This window comes from Brevibacillus dissolubilis, assembly GCF_006170445.1.
Lineage (GTDB): Bacteria > Bacillota > Bacilli > Brevibacillales > Brevibacillaceae > Brevibacillus_B > Brevibacillus_B dissolubilis.
Genome location: NZ_VCNA01000010.1, coordinates 140,761 through 160,222 on the forward strand (window position 1 = coordinate 140,761; position 19,462 = coordinate 160,222).

Genomic DNA, 19,462 nt, shown 5'->3' on the forward strand with positions numbered 1-19,462 from the left:
AAATGAACAATCAAATGAACAGTTCGATGTCTGTTTTTGAGAAAAATCCGTTAGATCAAGCCATTGATCGAATGCCTCTTCTATCCCCGAGCGAAAGAAAGCGAATCTGTGAGGATTGGAACGATACCGGTAAGCATTATGAACGAAACGTATGTCTGCACCAATTATTTGAAAGACAGGCCTACCTGACTCCAGATCAAATTGCGGTCGAATTTGAACAACAAGCATTGACTTATCAACAATTACACGAACGGGTTACCCATCTTGCCTGCCTTTTGCAAGAGAGAGGGGTCGGCCCAGATCAACTCGTTGGCGTCTGCATGGAACGGTCATTGGAGATGGTCATCGGAATCTATGCCATCCTCAAAGCAGGGGGAGCCTACGTTCCGTTTGATCCGGATTACCCGCAAGAGCGGCTCAAATTCATGTTAGAAGATTCTGAGGTTTCCGTGATGTTGGGGAATAAAGAATGTATGGCTTCCCTCCCATTTATGAGTAAGGACGCCATTCTTCTTGACCAAATCAATTGGGAAGAAGCTGAGAGAGAGCAGAGTCCTACAGCAAAAGCGGTATCGCCCAAGAACCTGGCTTATATGATCTATACGTCCGGTTCTACAGGAAGGCCGAAAGGGGTTCTGGTAACGCATGAAGCGATCTGCAACCGAATTTTTTGGATGCAGGATGCGTTTCCCTTAACAGCAGAAGATCACGTCCTGCAAAAAACGCCTTTCAGCTTTGATGTATCGGTGTGGGAATTTTTCTGGCCGTTGATGTGTGGGGCCAAACTGGTGATCGCGAAGCCAGAGGGGCATAAGGATTCGAGATATCTGGTTGAGATTATGGAAGAAAAGCGAATTTCTGTGCTGCATTTCGTTCCTACCATGCTTCGGGCATTTTTGGAAGAAAAAACATTGGGCTCGATCCCGTCCCTGCGCCATGTTTTCTGTAGTGGGGAGGCGCTTCCTAGTGAGCTGAAAGATAAATTTTTTGAGAAATTCGATACACGGATTCAATTGCACAACTTATACGGTCCAACAGAGGCAGCCGTAGATGTAACCTCGTGGACCTGCCTGAACACCCATAACCATCAACGGGTTCCGATCGGATATCCGATAGCCAATATTTCGTTATACGTATTGGATAAACATTTGCAGCCAGTTCCCATCGGTGTAACGGGAGAGCTGCATATTGGCGGAATCGGGCTTGCAAGAGGCTATCATAAACGACCGGAGTTGACCCGTGAAAAGTTCATTCCCGATCCTTTTCAAGCAGATTCCCGCTTATATAAGACGGGTGATTTAGCACGTTACCTGCCAGATGGTTCTATTGATTATATTGGACGAATTGATCATCAGGTGAAGTTACGGGGAAATCGTATCGAGCTGGGGGAAATTGAGGCGATTTTACATAGTCACCCTTCCATCCGTCAAGCGGTTGCCCTCGTGAAGACAGATAAAAACGGAAGTGAAAAATTGGTCGTGTATGCAGTCATGTATGACGATCCATGTTCCGAGCAAGAGCTGAAACAGTTCCTCAAGCAGCACCTGCCTCTATTTATGATACCTTCCAAAATCATGACTGTAGATGAAATCCCCTTACTTCCCAATGGCAAAGTCAATCGTCATTTGCTGCCAGAGCCACAATTTGATCTGACCAATGAGCCAATCGAATTGTCGCACTCCCCATCAACTGAAACAGAACGGAAGCTGGCCGAAATATGGTCCCAGGTTTTGAATGTGGAGAAGATCGGGGTTCATCAGGACTTTTTTGATCTGGGAGGAGATTCGATTCTGAGCCTGCAGGTAGTGGCCCGGGCGAATGAGGCGGGGCTGCATCTGACCTTGAAACAAATATTCGACCTAAAAACGATTCATGAACTGGCCAAGCAGATTGAATCTCATTTGGCATCGGGGACGGAATCCGTTATTGATCAAGGAGAAGTGGAAGGGTTGGTACCCCTTACACCTATTCAAAGATTTTTCTTCGATCAATCACTCGTTAACGTCAATCATTGGAATCAAGCTGTCATGCTGCAAATCAATCAGGAAGTCAAAGAAGAGCATGTCCATCAGGCTCTGAATGAAATCATTTTGCATCATGATGCTCTGCGTATGCGTTTTTGGCCACAAGAGAATCAGTGGGTGCAACGTAATCTATCTTATCAAGAACATCAGGATGGCACTTCTTTCTTTCATTCGTATGATCTTTCCGCGAAAAGCCGATCGGAAGCCGAAACCTTCATGGACAACATCACAAAGGAATTGCAAAGCTCACTGGACCTAACAAAGGGACCGCTGTTGCAAGCGGCTTACTTCCAATGTGCGCCCCCTCAAAAAAGCCGTCTTCTCTTAATCATCCACCATTTGGTCATCGATGGTGTTTCATGGCGAATCTTGTTTCATGATCTGGAAAAATGGTTGCGTGCCTTCGAGAACGGCGAGAGGGCACATGTAGAGAATAAAACAACTTCATTCAAAACATATGCGGAAAGCCTGCTCCATTTTGCTCAAACAGACGATTGTTCAAGGGATTTATCCTATTGGGTGACTCAGGCCAATGGAGAAGCGCAAGCGTTGCCAACCGACTTAAACGGAGAGATGACGGAGTCCTCAAAAGTAACGGTCAGCAGACTTCTTTCTAAAGAGGAGACGGGTAAACTGTTGGTGGCTCGCTCGGGCAAGCAACATGTACAAGTCATCGATCTATTGATGGCGGCTTTGGTATCGTCATTAGAAATCTTGACGAAGGGTGCAGCGGTCCGCATAGATTTGGAAGGCCATGGCAGGGAACCGTTTGTACCAGAGATGGATCTATCAAGGACGCTTGGTTGGTTTACAAGTATTTTTCCGATGTATGTCGAACGTACAGCGAAATCCGATCTTCAATCCTTGATTGCAATGATCAAAGAGAAGAGAGAAAACATGCCTCATGGTGGGATGAGTTATGGAGTCCTGCGTTATGTGGGAGAGGAAGAAAAGCTCAGGGAGGCTCCCCGGGCCGACATTCTCTTTAATTACTTAGGACAGTTTCGGGATGAAAAGTCCAGCAATGCTCTCCTTACACCTGTAAAAGAACATGTTCCTTATTCCAAAAGTGATGATGAGAAGATGCTCTACAAAATAGAAATCAATTGTCTTGTCGTGGATGACCAGTTGCATATGAATTGGTCCTACAGTAATCAAACCTATCAGGGGTCCACCATGGAGTCCCTTGCAGATGCATACAAGAATACGTTAATCGATTGGATTCGAATGAATTCGATGAATGGCGAACATTCGTATACACCTTCTGATTTCCCACAAGCGAAATTAAGCCAGACGGATCTTACGAAATTGCTGAAGAAAATCTCTCAGAACGCTGGAGGAGTGGAGCATGCAACTGGAAAATCTTGAAGATATTTATGAGCTTTCTCCCATGCAGCAGGGAATGCTTTTTCATAGTATCGCGTTTCCTCAATCCAACGCCTATATCCAACAATTTCAATGTGTGATAGAAGGCAAGCTGCAGCTTCCAACTTTTTTGCAAGCCTGGCGCGAGGTAATCCATCGTCATCCCATCCTGCGAACCGCATTCTATTGGGAGGATCTTGAGAAACCGGTTCAAGTAGTGTACCGTCACGTGGATTTTTCCCCGAATATGTTGGATTGGAGGGCTTTATCGGCAGAGGAGAAGGAAGAAAAATGGAACGAAATTCTGGCAGATGATCTCGCCCTTGGATTCGATTTTGCCAACTCGCCTTTAATGCGGATTACCCTGATCCAAACGGAAGATGAGGTACATCGGTTGGTATGGACCCATCATCATATCATTTTGGACGGCTGGTCTATCCCGCTGTTGCTGCGTGAGCTTTTTGGGTTCTATCAGAACAAGGATCGTCAGGAGGAGCTGAATGTAAGACAGGTTTCTCCCTACAAAGCGTATATCAGTTGGTTGGATCAACAAGATGTAGAGAAAGCAGAGAATTATTGGCGACAAGAACTGCGTGATCTCTCGTCTTCCTCTACCAGATGGCTCAGCAGCAGAGGAAGGGATGTGCTCAAAGTCCCTGCCATAGCGGAACAAACCATCCTGCTTCCAGATTCTCTTACTGCCAAAATAAGAGATTACGCACGCTCAAGCCGGTATACAGTAAGCACAATCATTCAGGGAGCATGGGCATTACTTTTACGGAGATATTCCCAGGATGACGACGTTCTATATGGTCTCACCGTCTCAGGCAGACCTCCTGCATTATCTGGAGTCGAGTCCATGATTGGGTTATTTATCAATACGCTGCCGATGCGGATGAAAATAGACCCAACGATGAAGGTCCATACTTATCTCGAACAAGTTCAGAAGAAGTTTGTAGAAGTTCAAGAATTCGATTACACCCCTTTGTCTAAGATTCACGAATGGAGTGACAACCAAAAGGGAGAACCATTATTTGCGAGTATCTTCGTTTTTGAGAACTACCCTGTTCATTCCCTCGAATCGATCATAAATGATATTGAAATAAAAGACGTATCGTTTCGAGAGGAAACCGACTATCCATTAACCGTAACGGTTTCTTCCACTAAACTGGATCGATTGTCCATTAGCATCAGCTATCAGCAGGAGCTATTCTCATCAGAAGCGATGTCTGATTTGTTGAATCATCTGGAAATGTTGCTGCTCCATTTGGTTTCGGAGCCAGAGCAACTGATACAAGAGTTGCCGTCCATTACGGAAAAAGAACTCAATCGAATCAAGAACTGGAATCAAACCGAACAGGATTTCCCACAAGATCAAACCATTGATCAAATATTGGAGCAATGGGCAGAACGTGATCCTGCCAGGACGGCTGTTGTTGATCGGGACAGGGTGATTACCTACGGAGAACTGAATGAAAAGGCCAACAAACTTGCAGCCTATCTTCTTGAACGGGGTGTATCTTCGAACGTGCCGGTAGCTGTGGTTATGGATAAATCGATTGAGCTTATTGTGGGGATCGTTGGGATTATGAAAGCCGGTGGAGCATATGTCCCCATTGATCCGGCCTATCCGAAAGAGAGATTCCACTACCTGCTGACCGATTGTTCAGCAAAATTTGTAGTCACGACCAGTAACTTGATGGAGCGGATTGGTGACAGAGAGGCTCAAATCATCTGTTTGGATGATGAGTGGGAGAACCTGAACGCTTATCCTGCGAGTTTGCCAAAGGGACAAGGTAATAAAGCAGAAGACTTAGCCTACATGATATATACATCTGGATCAACGGGAAATCCCAAGGGAGTCATGGTGCAGCATCAGTCTTTGATCAACATCGGGTACGCCTGGTTGAAGGAATATCAATTGGATACATTTGCAGTGTCGCTCTTGCAAATCGCAAGTACATCGTTTGACGTATTTGCCGGAGATTTAGTGCGTACCATCATCAGCGGCGGACGCATGATCATCTGTCCAGAAAAATCAAAGCTTGATTTACCGGCTCTCTACCAATTGATTCATGAAAATCAGGTATCGATTGTAGAGTCAACACCAGCATTACTCGTTCCCTTATTCGACTATATTCATGATACTGATTTGCCGGTCGACAGCATGAAGCTGTTAATTCTTGGATCCGATCAGCTTGCCTTGCGGGACTATGAAAGATTGGTTGAGCGATTTGGTTCCCACATGCGGATTGTGAATAGCTATGGCACAACCGAAACGACGATTGATTCCAGCTATTTTGAGTCAAGCCTGGACGAATTGGCGAATCACTATGCGAATACCAGCCAGGTGCCGATCGGAAAGCCGATGCCTAACACAAGCTACTATATTCTGGATGAACAATTGAAGCCTCAACCGATTGGGGTGCCTGGGGAATTGTACATTGGCGGAAGAGGGGTAGCGAAGGGATATCACAATCGAGCGGAATTGACCCAAACCAAATTTGTTGACGATCCATTTTCGTCTGGTAGCCGAATGTATCGGACTGGTGACATGGCCAGATGGAATGAGCAGGGTGTAGTTGAATTCATGGGTCGTAATGATCACCAGATCAAAATTCGTGGATATCGAGTGGAGATCGGTGAGATTGAAAAAGTCATGTTGACCTATCCACACATAAAAAGTGCCGCCGTGCATGTGCATCAGAACCACACCGGAATTCAAATGCTTTGTGCTTATGTGACAAGCTCCATTCCGGCGTTTGACCGTCATTTTGACGAATTACGTGCTTACTTGTCGGGGCGATTACCCGACTACATGATACCGACTCATTATATGCTTCTCGAAAGCTTGCCACTTACTCATAATGCGAAGATCGACTATCGTGCTCTTCCTTTTCCGATTGAAAATCAGGATCTTCACGTTTCGGAAGGTCAGCTGGAGGACGATGTCGAGAGAAGATTGGTTAGCATCTGGCAAGAGGTTCTCGGGGTTGGGCACATCACAAGAAATCAGAGTTTTTTTGATTTAGGTGGAAACTCTATGCTCATCCTGAAGTTATTCAATGCACTCAAAAAAGAGTTCACTGTTGAAGTAACCGTTGCAGACTTATTCTCACAGCATACGATCCAGATGTTGGCCTCTTTTATTCGGACAAAGCAAGAAGTTGACGAACAAGAAGACCTTGAGACTATTTTGAAAAAATTAGAGTCCGGCCAAATTGACGTAGAGGTAGCCAAGGAGAAAATGAAGGTCCTGAGCAAATAGCTGCTTTGAAGGGGGAGCGTACCATGGAAAGACTGAAGAACTATATTTTGGAGCAGGTTGCCAATCAATCATTAAATTCGAAGGATGCCTTGCAATTCTTACAGTTCTTAAACCAAGAAGCAGAGCGGCAACCTGTTGAACCGTGTGAACAATATGCCATTGTGGGAATGGCCGGCCGTTTTCCTGACGCCCCTAATGTGGAAGCATTCTGGAAGAACCTGACCCAAGGGAAAGACTCAATTGCTCCGTATCCACAAAGCCGTATTGATGATGTAACTCATATCAATCAAGATTATTTTGAAAAAATGAAAGGGGCAAAATTTCGGCCGGGTGGGTATCTGGAAAGAGTCGATTTATTTGATCCTGCTTTTTTTAACATTACTCCAGCAGAAGCGAAGGCTATGGAGCCGAATCAGCGATTTTTCTTAGAGGTAGCCTGGGAGGCATTGGAGAATGGCAACTATTCGAAGGAAAAGCTAAAAGGCTCACGTACCGGGGTTTTTGTAGGGCATTCGATGGAGAATCGTTACAAGAGTCTGTTGGGAAATGGTGACCCACTGGCTGATATCGGGAATATGCCATCCATGATAGCTGCACGGGTCTCCTACCTTTTCAATCTACGCGGTCCCAGCATGACCATCGATACGACATGTTCTTCTTCACTTGTTGCTGTCCATACTGCGTGTCAGGCATTGAAAAACAATGAATGTGATACAGCCATTGCAGGCGGTGTAAATGTGGGAGTGTTCCCGCTCTTAGATGAAAACTATCGCAAGGGGCACGAAGCGGGCGACGGACGATGCAAAGCTTTTGATGCTTCCGCAGATGGAACCAATTTTGGTGAGGGTGCAGGTGTGATTGTCATACGCCGCTTGTCAGATGCGCTAAAGGATCAAGACTTTATTTATGCTGTTATCAAGGGCAGTGCTGTTAACAATGACGGCTTAACCAATGGGATCACAGCTCCAAATCCGGAAGCACAACGGGATGTTGTCATAGATGCGTGGAAACAATCACGAATTAACCCCGAAACGATAAGCTATATCGAAGCTCATGGAACAGGAACAAAATTAGGTGATCCTATTGAAATTCAAGGGCTTACGGAAGCTTTCCGGAAATACACAACGAAAAAGAAGTTTGTAGCCATCAGCTCGGTTAAAACGAATATTGGCCATTTGGATGCGGCTGCGGGGATTGCCAGTTTAGTGAAAGCAGTGCTGTGCTTCCAGCATGGACAGCTCCCGGCATCCTTACATTTTCATGAGGCCAATCCATACATTGATTTTGAGAACTCACCTGTATACGTAAATGACCAATTGCAAACTTGGGAGAGAGATGGAAGTACGCCGAGACGTGCGGGCATCAGTTCATTTGGGATGAGCGGGACCAATTGTCACCTGATTCTGGAAGAGTTCCAAACAGAGAAGCCTGTAGTGCCAGAAGAAAATCATCTGATGATGTTTACGTTGTCGGGTAAAAGTCAACGCTCTGTTCTTCGATTAGCGAAACGATACAAGGATTTTCTGCAAGACAATGCTTTTTCTTTCACTGATGTCGTACATACGGCTAATCGATGCAGGGAGCATCACGAACATCGCATTGCCATTCTGGTATCTTCACTGGCTGATCTCAGAGTCAAACTCTCGAGAGTAAGTGCCATCGGTGAAATTGAGCTTTTCCCCAATTTGAGTTCGGAAGGGATTTACTATAGTAACTTAAATAAAAAGGCGGCAGTTGATACCCAAGAGCGTCTAAGAAAGATTCAACCGCATGAGAATGAAGCCTTACTGGAAGCGTATCTGGACGGTTACCACATGGATTGGGAGTATTTTTATCAGGCAAAACCATTCAACAAGGTACCGCTGCCTTCCGGTACTTATAATCAGGTCAGATGTTGGCCAAAGCTGGAAGTGGCGGCGAAGGCAGAAACACCGCTGCAATCCTTGCTGTATGATCTATCCTGGTGTGAATACCCACTTGGTTTCCCACAAGAAACAGCAATGAAGCAGGGCGGCGTGTGGCTTGTTTTTGCAAATCGTAAGCCTCTGACACAAAAATTGATCGAAAGGTTGGAGCTTGAGGGTCAACAAGCCCTATTCATTTATCCGGGTGAACAGTATAAACAAGTATCTGAAACGGAGTATCACCTGAATCCAAATTCGATCGATGACTATCAGCAATTCGTTTCTTCTTTGGAAAAAGAGATGATTGGACAGATCACGGGCGTCCTGCATATGTGGACGTGCCAGAGCAGTGAAGAAAATTTGAATGATCCGATCCGTCTTCATGCGACCCAGTATGAAGGGGTATATAGTGCATTCTATCTCTCTAAGACGTTGCTTACTCACAAAGAGTTAAGACCAATTTCATTTACGGTTGTCACGGATCATGTGTATCGGGTAGATGGCAGCGAAGAGCGTATTTATCCAGAGAAAGCACCATTGGTCGGCTATACGAAAGTCATTTCTCAGGAATTTCCCAATATTGCTACCTATTCGATTGATTTAAATTCTGAGGGGATGACTCAAGACGAAATGCTTGCATGCATCATGAGTGAGCTTTCACTTGATCGTGGCTATCGTGATGAGCTCGTAGCCTATCGCCGTTCGAACAGATATATTCAAATGCTAAAAAGATTAGACATGGAGCAGGTTGAACAGTCAGAACGAAAAGTAAAGCAGAATGGCGTATATCTGTTTGCCGGTGCTGGATTTTTGGGCATGGAGGCAGCGAAATATCTCGCCAAGCAAGAAAAGATCAAAATCGTCCTGTTGAACCGTACACCGTTGCCACCCCGTGAACGTTGGGAGGATATTTTGAGAGTCGAGGATGAAAACAGCCGCCTCTATTCACAGCTAAAAGGGATCGAGGAAATTGAGAAGCTCGGATCAGAAGTCCTCTACATTCCTACTAATCTCATGAAAGAAAACGATGTGAAGGCAGCCATTCACCAAGTAGTGCAGCAGTATGGAAAAATAGACGGGGTTCTCTTCACCATAAAAGATATTTACGGGAAAACAATTGAAGAAATCACAGAGGCAGAGTTTACGAATTCAATCCAAAGCAAAATTGCCGGAAGTTGGCTCATTGATCACTATACAAAAGATCAAGCGTTGGATTTCTTTATCAATTTCGCCTCCATTTCTTCGGTTATGGCGGGACCTAAAAACTGTGATTGTACGTCGGCCAATACGTTTTTAGATTCCTTTGCCGATTACCGTCAGCTGCAGGGACGTAAAACGATCACCTTAAACCTCACAGAGATTTATACCGGGGAACGAGTTGGGAAAACACCTGAGAGAACGATGATTCCCCCTATGAAATATGAAGACTTTATTTCTTGCTTTGCCTATGTCCTCCAACACGATCTAGACTATGTTGTCATTTCAGATTTTGATATGGAAGTCTTACATGTGGTTTTACCTGTTATTAAAATCAATTTCGAAGGAAAGCTCCTTCAAGAAATCCAACGTGCCCAGATTAATGAAGCCACCCTGCTTGGGAAAGAAAATGGAATGCTCGATTCTCATAAGCCAGCGACCTATACATTGGCAGAGGTGGACAACATGCTTGCGGAAGTGTGGCAAGAGGTGCTCGGCTATGAAGAGATTGATCCTTATGCACAGTTCTTCCAGTTAGGGGGAACCTCTTTAAGTGCGGTTAAGCTCATACGGCTTGTGTCATTGCGCTTCGGGATTGCTTTTGAGGTTGCTGATCTGTACACATACGCTTCTTTTGAGGCCATGCGTGACTATATTCATACAAGTATAAAAGAGACCACGAAGCAAGATGATCTATTCGATCTCTTAGACGTGTTAACCGAGGATGAATTATCGGTAGAAGACGCTCTGAGGGCATTGGAGAAAATGGAAACGTAGAACGATTATGGTGGATCAAGTCTGGAGGAGTGTTCATGAATCCGATTGCTTTTCTTTTTCCAGGGCAGGGCAGTCAGTATATTGGGATGGGAATAGATTTATGCAGCCATTTTGAGGCAGCCTTGCATACGTTTCAAGAAGCAAGTGAAGTCGTAGGATTTGATTTATTGCACTTGTGTACAGAAGGCAGCGCGGATCAGCTCATGAAGACAGAAAATGCCCAGCCGGCAATCTTAACGGCAAGTGTGGCAGCCTTTCGCGTACTGCAAGCAGAATTTTCTCCGAAACCCATATATGGGGCGGGGCACAGTTTAGGAGAGTATACAGCCTTAACATGTTCAGGGGCATTGGCGTTTGCTGACGCTGTGAGGCTTGTACATCTACGGGGAAAATGGATGCAAGAAGCAGTCCCTGCCAAAGCAGGCTTGATGACAGCGGTGACCGGTCTTGATCCCCACGTGATCGCCGAAATCTGTCACGAGATCACATCTTCTGATGAGATCGTTGTCGTTGCCAATCATAACAGCCATCAACAGGTGGTGTTGTCCGGTCATTCGTCCGCAGTCATCAAGGCGACGCAAAAGATTGAGGGCTTGGGTGGAGCAGCCAAGACCTTGAGTGTGAGTGCACCGTTCCATAGTCCGTTAATGACTCCCGCAGCAGAACAGATGAAGGCCGTACTGAATAGCACGGTGTTCAACAAAATGGATTGGCCCGTGCTGTCCAATGTCACCGCCATGCCGTATGCTTCGCCGGAACAAATTCCTGATCTGTTAGCACAGCAAATCACTAGTCCTGTTCGCTGGTACGAGATCATGAGCTACTTGAATCATGCAGGGATTCAGACCATCGTGGAAATAGGGCCTAAACAAGTATTGAAATCGTTGATGAAGCAGAGTTTCCCGAATATCGAGTCGTATTCCATGGAACGAGTAGAACATTACCATACATTACTGTCCGTATCTTCGTTAGAGAAGGAGTCTAATCCGCCAGATGGAATGCGCTTTTTGAAAAAATGCCTAGTGTTGGCCGTCAGTACGAAGAATTACAATCCGGATGCAAAAGAATATCAAGAGAAAGCTGTGCTGCCTTATCAACAGATGAAGGCATTGAAGGAACGGTTGGAAAGTGAAAAACAACAGGTAACGGCTGTCCATATGCAAGAAGCATTACAGATGCTCAGGAGTGTTTTTGAAACCAAACGGCTTCCAAAAGAAGAGCAGGACGCGAGATTCGAATCCTTATTTCTTGAGACAGGTACAAAAAAATGGTTTGGTCATGTTTGCACGTAATGAATCTGTTGATGGAAGGTCGATGAGATGAATAATAACAAATATTTACAAACCGTATTGAACCTTGTGAAGAATAAAGAAATCTCCAAAGAAGCCGGCCATACACTGCTAAAAGAATATATGGCACATACCCCCAAAAGTTCAGGCACAGAGGAAGAGAATAAGATTGCGATCATCGGTATGAGCTGCCGCATGCCAGAAGCTACCTCCAAGGAGGCCTTCTGGCATAATATCAAGTTAGGAAAAGACAGTATACGCCACTTCCCAACCAGCAGAAGGAAAGATATTGATGACTATTTGAGTCAGATCAATCCGAATTTGTTTGCGGGAGACGATGCTTATTGGCAGGCTGGCTATCTGGATGAAATTGATAAATTCGACCACGAGCTATTCCAGATTCTCCCTGGTGAAGCCAAATACATGGACCCGCAGCAACGAATCTTTTTGGAGATGGTCTATGAAGCCGTGGAAGATGCAGGCTATGGGAATGGCAAAATCAACAACACGAAAACAGGAGTCTATATCGGGAATTGCCCAACGGAGTATGGGATGATTGCCAATCATCAATCCCCTCTTGCTGTGACAGGTACGAATGTTCCGATCATTGCTTCCCGTGTAAATTATGTGTTTAATCTGCGGGGGCCTGCCTTGGCATTTTCCAGTACATGTTCTTCTTCTCTGGTAGCTGTTCATTATGCGGTGCAAGCCCTGTTGAACGGGGAGTGTGAGCAAGCCTTGACTGGGGCAATCAACCTTTATTTATTCCCGGTTGATCTCGTGACAGACAGTGCCTATCGGGTCGGGATCGTTTCCGAAGAGAGCCGCTGCCGAACATTTGATAATGCAGCGAATGGAGTGGTACGCGGTGAAGGGGGAGCGGTCCTGCTGCTCAAGCCGCTCAAGAGAGCATTGGCAGACGGCGACCACATCTATGGGACGATTATTGGGACAGGCGTAAATAATGATGGACTCTCCACCAGCATTTCTGCGCCCAATCCGGTTGCCCAAGCGGAGATGCTGACGAGTGTATGGAAAAAAGCAAATATTGATCCGCGCAGCATTGCGTACCTCGAAGCACACGGAACCGGGACAAAACTGGGCGATCCTATCGAAATTGCGGCCATCACCAGAGCATTTGCCCCTTTTACAAAAGAGAGACAATTTTGTGGGATCGGTTCAGTGAAAAGCAACATCGGTCATCTTGTCAATGGAGCTTCAGGGATTGCTGGACTAATCAAAACGGTTCTCGCACTGAAACATAAACAGCTTCCCCCAACTCTTCACTTTGAGGACCCGAACCCACTAATTGACTTCCTCCAATCACCTGTCTATGTTGTGGACCGCCTGCAGGATTGGAAGACAGAGGAGGAGCCGCGAAGAGCAGGTGTGAGTGCGTTTGGATTTAATGGGACCAATGCACATATCCTGCTGGAAGAAGCCCCATTGCCAGACAGAGAACAGCCCGAAGCGAAAGGCCCATTCTTATTTGTCTTATCAGCACGGAAAAAAACAATCGTACGAGAGCTGATTCAACGCTACATTGCGTTTTTGAAGGAAAATCCAGATATCCCTCTGGGGAATGTCTGCTTTACAGCTGCTACAGGCCGGCAACATCATCCTGTGAGGGTAGCCATGGTAACACACAGTGTCGAAGATTTAGTGATGCAGTTAGAGAACGAGTTATGGCGTAATGACGAGGTTGCCATTGCAGGTACAGGTGCAGTGCATGATCAAGAGCGGATCACTGACCCACTGCTTGAGATAACGGCCCGTTACCTTGCAGGGGAGACGATCAATTGGGATCAACTGTATGCGGATGGAGCCTTCACACGGATTCCGTTGCCAACCTACCCGTTTGAGCGGGTACGTCATTGGGTAGATCAATCGTCACTGGCGGGCTCGACACCGTATACGTTTGGTCTTGCAGCGAATGCAGCAGACTCTGCCCAAAGCGTAGAAGTAGAGCAGCTGCCGCTTGATCTGATTCAAGATGTGAAAACAGTAGAATCCAGACTGGTTGCGATTATGTCTTTGGCAATGGGAGTATCCGATTTGGACAAGGACTCCGACTTTTTCCGTCAGGGCGGGGATTCTCTGTTGGGGATGCAGGTGATCAACGCGATCAATAACGAACTGAAAACCAAGATCACGGTTGAGCAATTGTTTATGAATCCGGTTATTGCTGATTTGGCAAAAGCCATTTTTCATGGGGAACGGGGTCATTACGATACCATCGAGGTTCAACCTGTATCAGATTCGTATCCGGCTTCATTTTCACAAAGACGGATGTGGATTCTTGATCAGATGCAGACGAAACGAATCGCCTACAATATGGCCCAAGCAGTTTCCGTTACAGGGGCAATTGATCGAAACGTATTGCGCGAGGCCCTCCAGATTGTGATGGAACGCCAAGAAAGCCTGCGGACCCTATTCTTCGAGGAGAATGGTGAGCTGCGGCAAAAAATCTTGGAACAGTTGAACGTACAATTGGAGTACATGGACCTCACCAGCCAACTGGGTGCTGAAGAATTGGCAAAAGGCTATATAGAAGAAGCGAAGAATCAACCCTTCGATCTGGAGCAGGGGCCACTATGGCGGGTTCAATTATATGAGGTTGGACATGAGTCCTATCATCTCTTGCTGGTTATGCATCACATCATCTCAGATGGATGGTCGATGGAACTGTTTATCTCCGAATTGCTGACGATCTATCATAGTCTTTGCAGAGGGGAATCTGTCGAGCTTGAACCAAACCGTATCCAATACAAGGACTATTGCGCTTGGCAAAACCAGTTTTTATCAGACCAAAGTATCAAACATCAAGAGAAGTTTTGGTTAGAGCAATTCGCAGAGGAAATCCCTGTATGTGAAATCGTCGGTGATCTTTCACGTCCTTCTGTCTTCCATTTTGAAGGAGGGCGGCGCAGTTTTGTGCTCGATCCCGTGACATCCGAAAAACTGAAGCAGGTTGCGTTGGATCATCAGGCAACCCTTTACATGACGCTTCTGTCCTCGGTCTATCTGTTACTGCACCGCTATTCCGGCAAGCGGAACCTCATCATTGGATCACCGATTTCTGGTCGTGCTCATTTTGATGTGAAGAATTTAATCGGTTCTTTTGTCAATACACTCGCGATACAGACCACTGTTGATCCAGAGGCGAGTATCGGAACCTTCATCTCGGACGTGAAGGAAAGAGTGATCCAATGCTTTGAGAATCAGGATTATCCTTTTGACCTGTTGATCGACAAGCTGCAACTCACTAGAGATACATCTCGTTCCCCACTATTTAATATCAACGTGGTATTGCAAAACGCAAATCAAATGTTTGAGAAAGATTGGGGAAGGGATCTGTTCAAGGTCGAGCCAATCCATTTCGCAGATCACACGAGTGCCAAATGGGACTTGGAGTTTGAATTTGTTGAGATGGAGGATGGTTCGATTCAATGCTTGCTGGAATACTATACCGGTATTTATTCACCAGAAATGATTGAATCTCTGATCGACAACTATTTGTGCCTGCTGGATTCAATCGCCACTGACCCAGATCAAACCGTCAGTCAACTTCAGTTGTTATCGCCAAAGCGAAGAGAGCAGGTCGTCAACGGCTTTAATAAAGGGGAAATCATGTCCGTTCCTGATCTGACTCTGCATGAGTGGTTTACCCAACAAGCCGCATCTGGCCCTGATACAGCCGCGATCATGTACAACGATCAGACCCTCACGTATGCGGAGGTCGAGAGAAGGACCAATCAATTAGCACACTTCCTCTTGGAGAATGGAATACGGGAAAACAGCCACGTGGGGATTCTAATGGAAAACCATCCGGCTACGATCCTGTCTATATTGGCCATTCTAAAAACGGGAGCGGCGTATGTTCCATTAGATACCAAGCATCCACTGTCCCGATTGCAAATGATTGTGGAGGAAGCCGCCATTACGTTCGTGTTATCGACGAAGAAGCACATTGGCAAGCTGAATCGACTGCAATGGGAATGCCCTACTCTGCAAGCATACATCTGTTTGGACAGCAGCCATGTTCATGCAGAAGAGGAGGATGAAAGTGAATCCAATGAGCTGATGAATCAGGAAATATGGGATTACGTAGCGGAGAGCGCGCATGACGCGATTTCTGGCTCAGGCTGGGTGAGTTCTTATACGGGAGAGCATTTCAGCCAACAGGAGATGGATGAGTACAGTCAGAATGTTCTCAACAAATTAAAGCCGTACCTGCATCCAAGCAGTACGGTATTGGAAATCGGTTGCGGCTCAGGGATTACCCTGTTTAATCTGGCTCCTTATGTAAGCAAGTGTGTGGGCACCGATCTATCTAAAAAGATCATTGAAAATAATATTCGTGTCGCAGCAGAGCGAGGGTATACCCATGTGGATTTCCAAAACATCGAAGCCCATCACATTGATCAGGTCGAGACCCAAGCGAAGTTTGATGTGATTATCCTCAACAGTGTCATTCACTGTTTTAACGGGCACAACTATCTGCGCCAGGTGATCCAAAAAGCCCTTCAATTATTGGCGGATGACGGAATTCTGTTCATCGGCGATGTGATGGATGGTGAACGGAAGAGGGAACTGGTACAGTCCTTAGAGGAGTTCAAGCGGCAGAATCAAGGAAAAGGCTATAAAACAAAAACCGAATGGGATACAGAACTGTTCATTTGGCCGGCATTCTGGACAGACCTACAGGCGGATTTTGCAGAAATCACTTCTGTTCATATCTCCAACAAGCACTATACGATTTCAAATGAGCTGACCGAATACCGCTATGATGTCATTTTACAAGTGAACAAGGAGGAGCCGTCTGTAACCAAACGTGAAAAACGAAAAGTTCAATATGATTTGACGGCCCTCACCGATTGTTCGCTTGACCCGGTTTCCGTGAAGGTCAGCCCAGATCAGGCGGCCTACATCATTTTTACGTCTGGTTCTACAGGAAAGCCCAAAGGAGTTGTGATTGAGCATCGAAGTGCAGTCAATTACATCTGGTGGAGTATCCACTACTATTTTGGTGATCTTTTGGAAAAGCCGATGTTTCCTGTTTATTCGTCCCTTGGATTTGATTTAACGGTCACGAGTATATTTGTACCTCTGCTGAGTGGTGCTGCGCTTACGATCTATGATGATCATTTTGACGATGTATTGTCCAAGATGGAAAAAGACGGACGTAGCAATGCCATCAAGCTAACCCCGGCCCATCTCGGCTACCTTTTGCAGAGCCCTTACCGGATCGAATCATTGCGGACGTTTATTGTTGGGGGCGAATCTCTCAATGCGTCGCTTGCCGCTCAATTGTTTGCCCTAGAAGAATATAAGCAGGTCCGTGAAGAGATCTGTATATACAATGAGTACGGGCCTACAGAAGCGACCGTTGGCTGCATTGTCTTCAAAATCCAAGACCACAACCTTGCTGAACTCAAAGCGAATGTACAAATTGGCAAGCCGATTGCCAACACGAGCATCTACATTCTGGATGAACAACGGCAGCCTGTTCCGATTGGTGTGTCTGGGGAGATCTACATTGCAGGAAAAGGATTGGCCCGCGGCTATTTGCGAAATGATCAGGCAACGGCAGAGAAGTTTATCCACAATCCATTTTCCACCGACGGATTTGAGCGCATGTACCGAACAGGTGATTTGGGCCGATTCCTGCCTGATGGTACGATTGAATTTTTGGGTCGCATAGACCGCCAAGTCAAGATACGCTCTTACCGCATTGAGCTGGACGAAGTGGAGAGTGTACTGCTTACACATGAACAGATCAAGGAAGCATTTGTCATTGACCGCAATGGAGAGAACGGTACGAAAATTCTCTGCGCCTATTATGTTGCACAGGAGGAGCTGGGGCCTAACGAGCTCCGGGGCCACCTGTTAAAATCCTTGCCCGAGTATATGGTGCCAACTCATTTTATTCCGATTCACGAGTTGCCTCTGTCTATTAACGGAAAGGTCGAGGTCAAGCGATTACCTGACCCTGTGGTGACATTTTCAAAGGAACGGAAATTTATTGGCCCAAGAAACAGCACAGAAGAGAAAATCGGTATGATCTGGGCGGGTGTACTGGGAGTATCATCTGTCAGTATTCATGATGACTTCTTTGAATTAGGCGGAGATTCGATCAAAGCGATTCAAGCGGTATCAAAAGCAAAAGAGCTGGGGATACAGCTTTCCGTCAAGGATATTTTTGAACATAAAACAATTGAGGCGCTTTCCGATTATGACTCATTTTCGAGCCAGACCCATTGGATCAATCAAGAGGAAGTGAGCGGTGAGATCCCGTTAACTCCGATTCAGCATTGGTTCAAAGAACTACATCAGCCATATCCTAACTATTTTCATATGGCTAGGATATTCCAGCTGCCTGTAGATGTAGATCTCGGTTTACTGGAACAGGTGTTTACCAAGTTAATTGAGCATCACGATCTGTTGCGGAGCAGATATGTCATCACAGATGGTGAGATTTCGCAATATAATCGCTCGATCGAGGAAGCTCCGGCATTCAAGTTAGACTCTGTTGATTTACGGGCAGTTCCAGCTGTGGAAAGAATGGAGAAGCTCAAAGAGCTGAGTGTCTATCATCAGAATCAACTGAATCTCTCAGAGGATTTGTTGATCAAAGCGATCGTATTCGATCTGGCTGAACAAGGAAAGTATCTGTTGCTGATCGTTCATCACCTTGTCATAGATGGTGTCTCCTGGCGATTCATGCTGCAGGACGTGGAAAGATTGTACGATACGAAGCTGACAGAGCCATTGCCACGTAAGACTACATCCTACAAGGAGTGGAGCAGTAAGCTGGAGAACTTCGCAAAAGAGGAAGCCGTTGATGTATCTTACTGGCTGCAATTGGATGCAGCTGCTCAGACGAATCTCGTAACCAAGACCAATGACAGCATTCATCCGGCCACCTATGCACATAAGAGAATAGGTCTTGACCCAGTGCTAACCGAGACATTGCGGAGGATGGCAAGCAAGGAGTACAGCACGAATATGAATGTACTTCTGTTAGCTGGCCTGATCGATTCTGTTTCAAACGTGTTCTCCACAGATGACGTGCTGATTACACTGGAAGGACACGGGCGAGAAGAGTTGTTCCCGGATTTGGATATCTCCCGAACCATTGGCTGGTTTACCAGCATGTATCCTGTGCATGTATCTAAGCAACAATCCAAACGCGCAACCGTGGAGGTTATCAAGAAGACCTTAGAGTCATTGCCCAATAACGGGGTGAATTACGGAATTGGTCGTTACCTGCAACGAATCCCTCAACTTGAAAGGCTTTCCCCACAGATTTTGTTCAACTATTTCGGTGAGGCGAAAGGGATTCTGTCTCAAAAAGAAGGGACGTTATTAACCGCGAGCCATCTGGATTTCGGCTCAGTCTGGCATCCGGAGAATCGATTATCCCATCCGCTTGAATTCAACGCGATGATTGATGAGACAGGCTGCCTTTGGATCTCAATCGATTATCAGGTGTCCGCCTTCGAGACAGAAGACATCGATCAATTAGGGAACAGGTTGAAACGATCTCTTGCAGAGCTTGCAGGCACAGTGACACTGGTTGGCAACCAACCGGAATAACAGGTAAATGCGATTGGGGGGACTGATTCTGTATCTTTC

5 protein-coding genes are annotated in these 19,462 nt (G+C 45.9%); all 5 read left to right on the plus strand.

Annotated elements, in window-relative coordinates:
- The first annotated feature begins 2 nt into the window (after positions 1-2).
- Genes FGI41_RS18610 through FGI41_RS18630 form a run of 5 tightly spaced genes read left to right on the plus strand, consistent with a single transcriptional unit; the run spans position 3 to position 19,423 of the window.
- Positions 3-3,392: a non-ribosomal peptide synthetase gene (locus tag FGI41_RS18610; protein WP_139491840.1), complete on the plus strand. Its 3,390-nt coding sequence runs from the start codon at positions 3-5 to the stop codon at positions 3,390-3,392.
- Entirely contained in the window at positions 3,373-6,657 is a 3,285-nt protein-coding gene (locus tag FGI41_RS18615; RefSeq protein WP_139491841.1) for a non-ribosomal peptide synthetase, read from the plus strand. Before FGI41_RS18610 ends, FGI41_RS18615 begins: the two co-directional genes overlap by 20 nt.
- Positions 6,658-6,680: 23 nt before the next feature.
- A complete protein-coding gene (locus tag FGI41_RS18620; protein WP_139491842.1) occupies positions 6,681-10,535 on the plus strand; it encodes a beta-ketoacyl synthase N-terminal-like domain-containing protein in 3,855 nt (1,284 codons plus the stop codon).
- Between the two features lie 35 nt (positions 10,536-10,570).
- Complete coding sequence (gene fabD, locus FGI41_RS18625) at positions 10,571-11,827, plus strand: ACP S-malonyltransferase (protein ID WP_139491843.1); 1,257 nt, start codon at positions 10,571-10,573, stop codon at positions 11,825-11,827.
- A gap of 27 nt (positions 11,828-11,854) precedes the next feature.
- A complete protein-coding gene (locus FGI41_RS18630; RefSeq protein WP_139491844.1) occupies positions 11,855-19,423 on the plus strand; it encodes a non-ribosomal peptide synthetase in 7,569 nt (2,522 codons plus the stop codon).
- Positions 19,424-19,462 lie beyond the last annotated feature (39 nt).

Coding starts and splice junctions, on each gene's coding strand:
- FGI41_RS18615 (WP_139491841.1), top strand. CDS start 3,373: ATGCAACTGGAAAATCTTGAAGATATTTATGAGCTTTCTCCCATGCAG.
- FGI41_RS18620 (WP_139491842.1), top strand. CDS start 6,681: ATGGAAAGACTGAAGAACTATATTTTGGAGCAGGTTGCCAATCAATCA.
- fabD (WP_139491843.1), top strand. CDS start 10,571: ATGAATCCGATTGCTTTTCTTTTTCCAGGGCAGGGCAGTCAGTATATT.
- FGI41_RS18630 (WP_139491844.1), top strand. CDS start 11,855: ATGAATAATAACAAATATTTACAAACCGTATTGAACCTTGTGAAGAAT.
- FGI41_RS18610 (WP_139491840.1), top strand. CDS start 3: ATGAACAATCAAATGAACAGTTCGATGTCTGTTTTTGAGAAAAATCCG.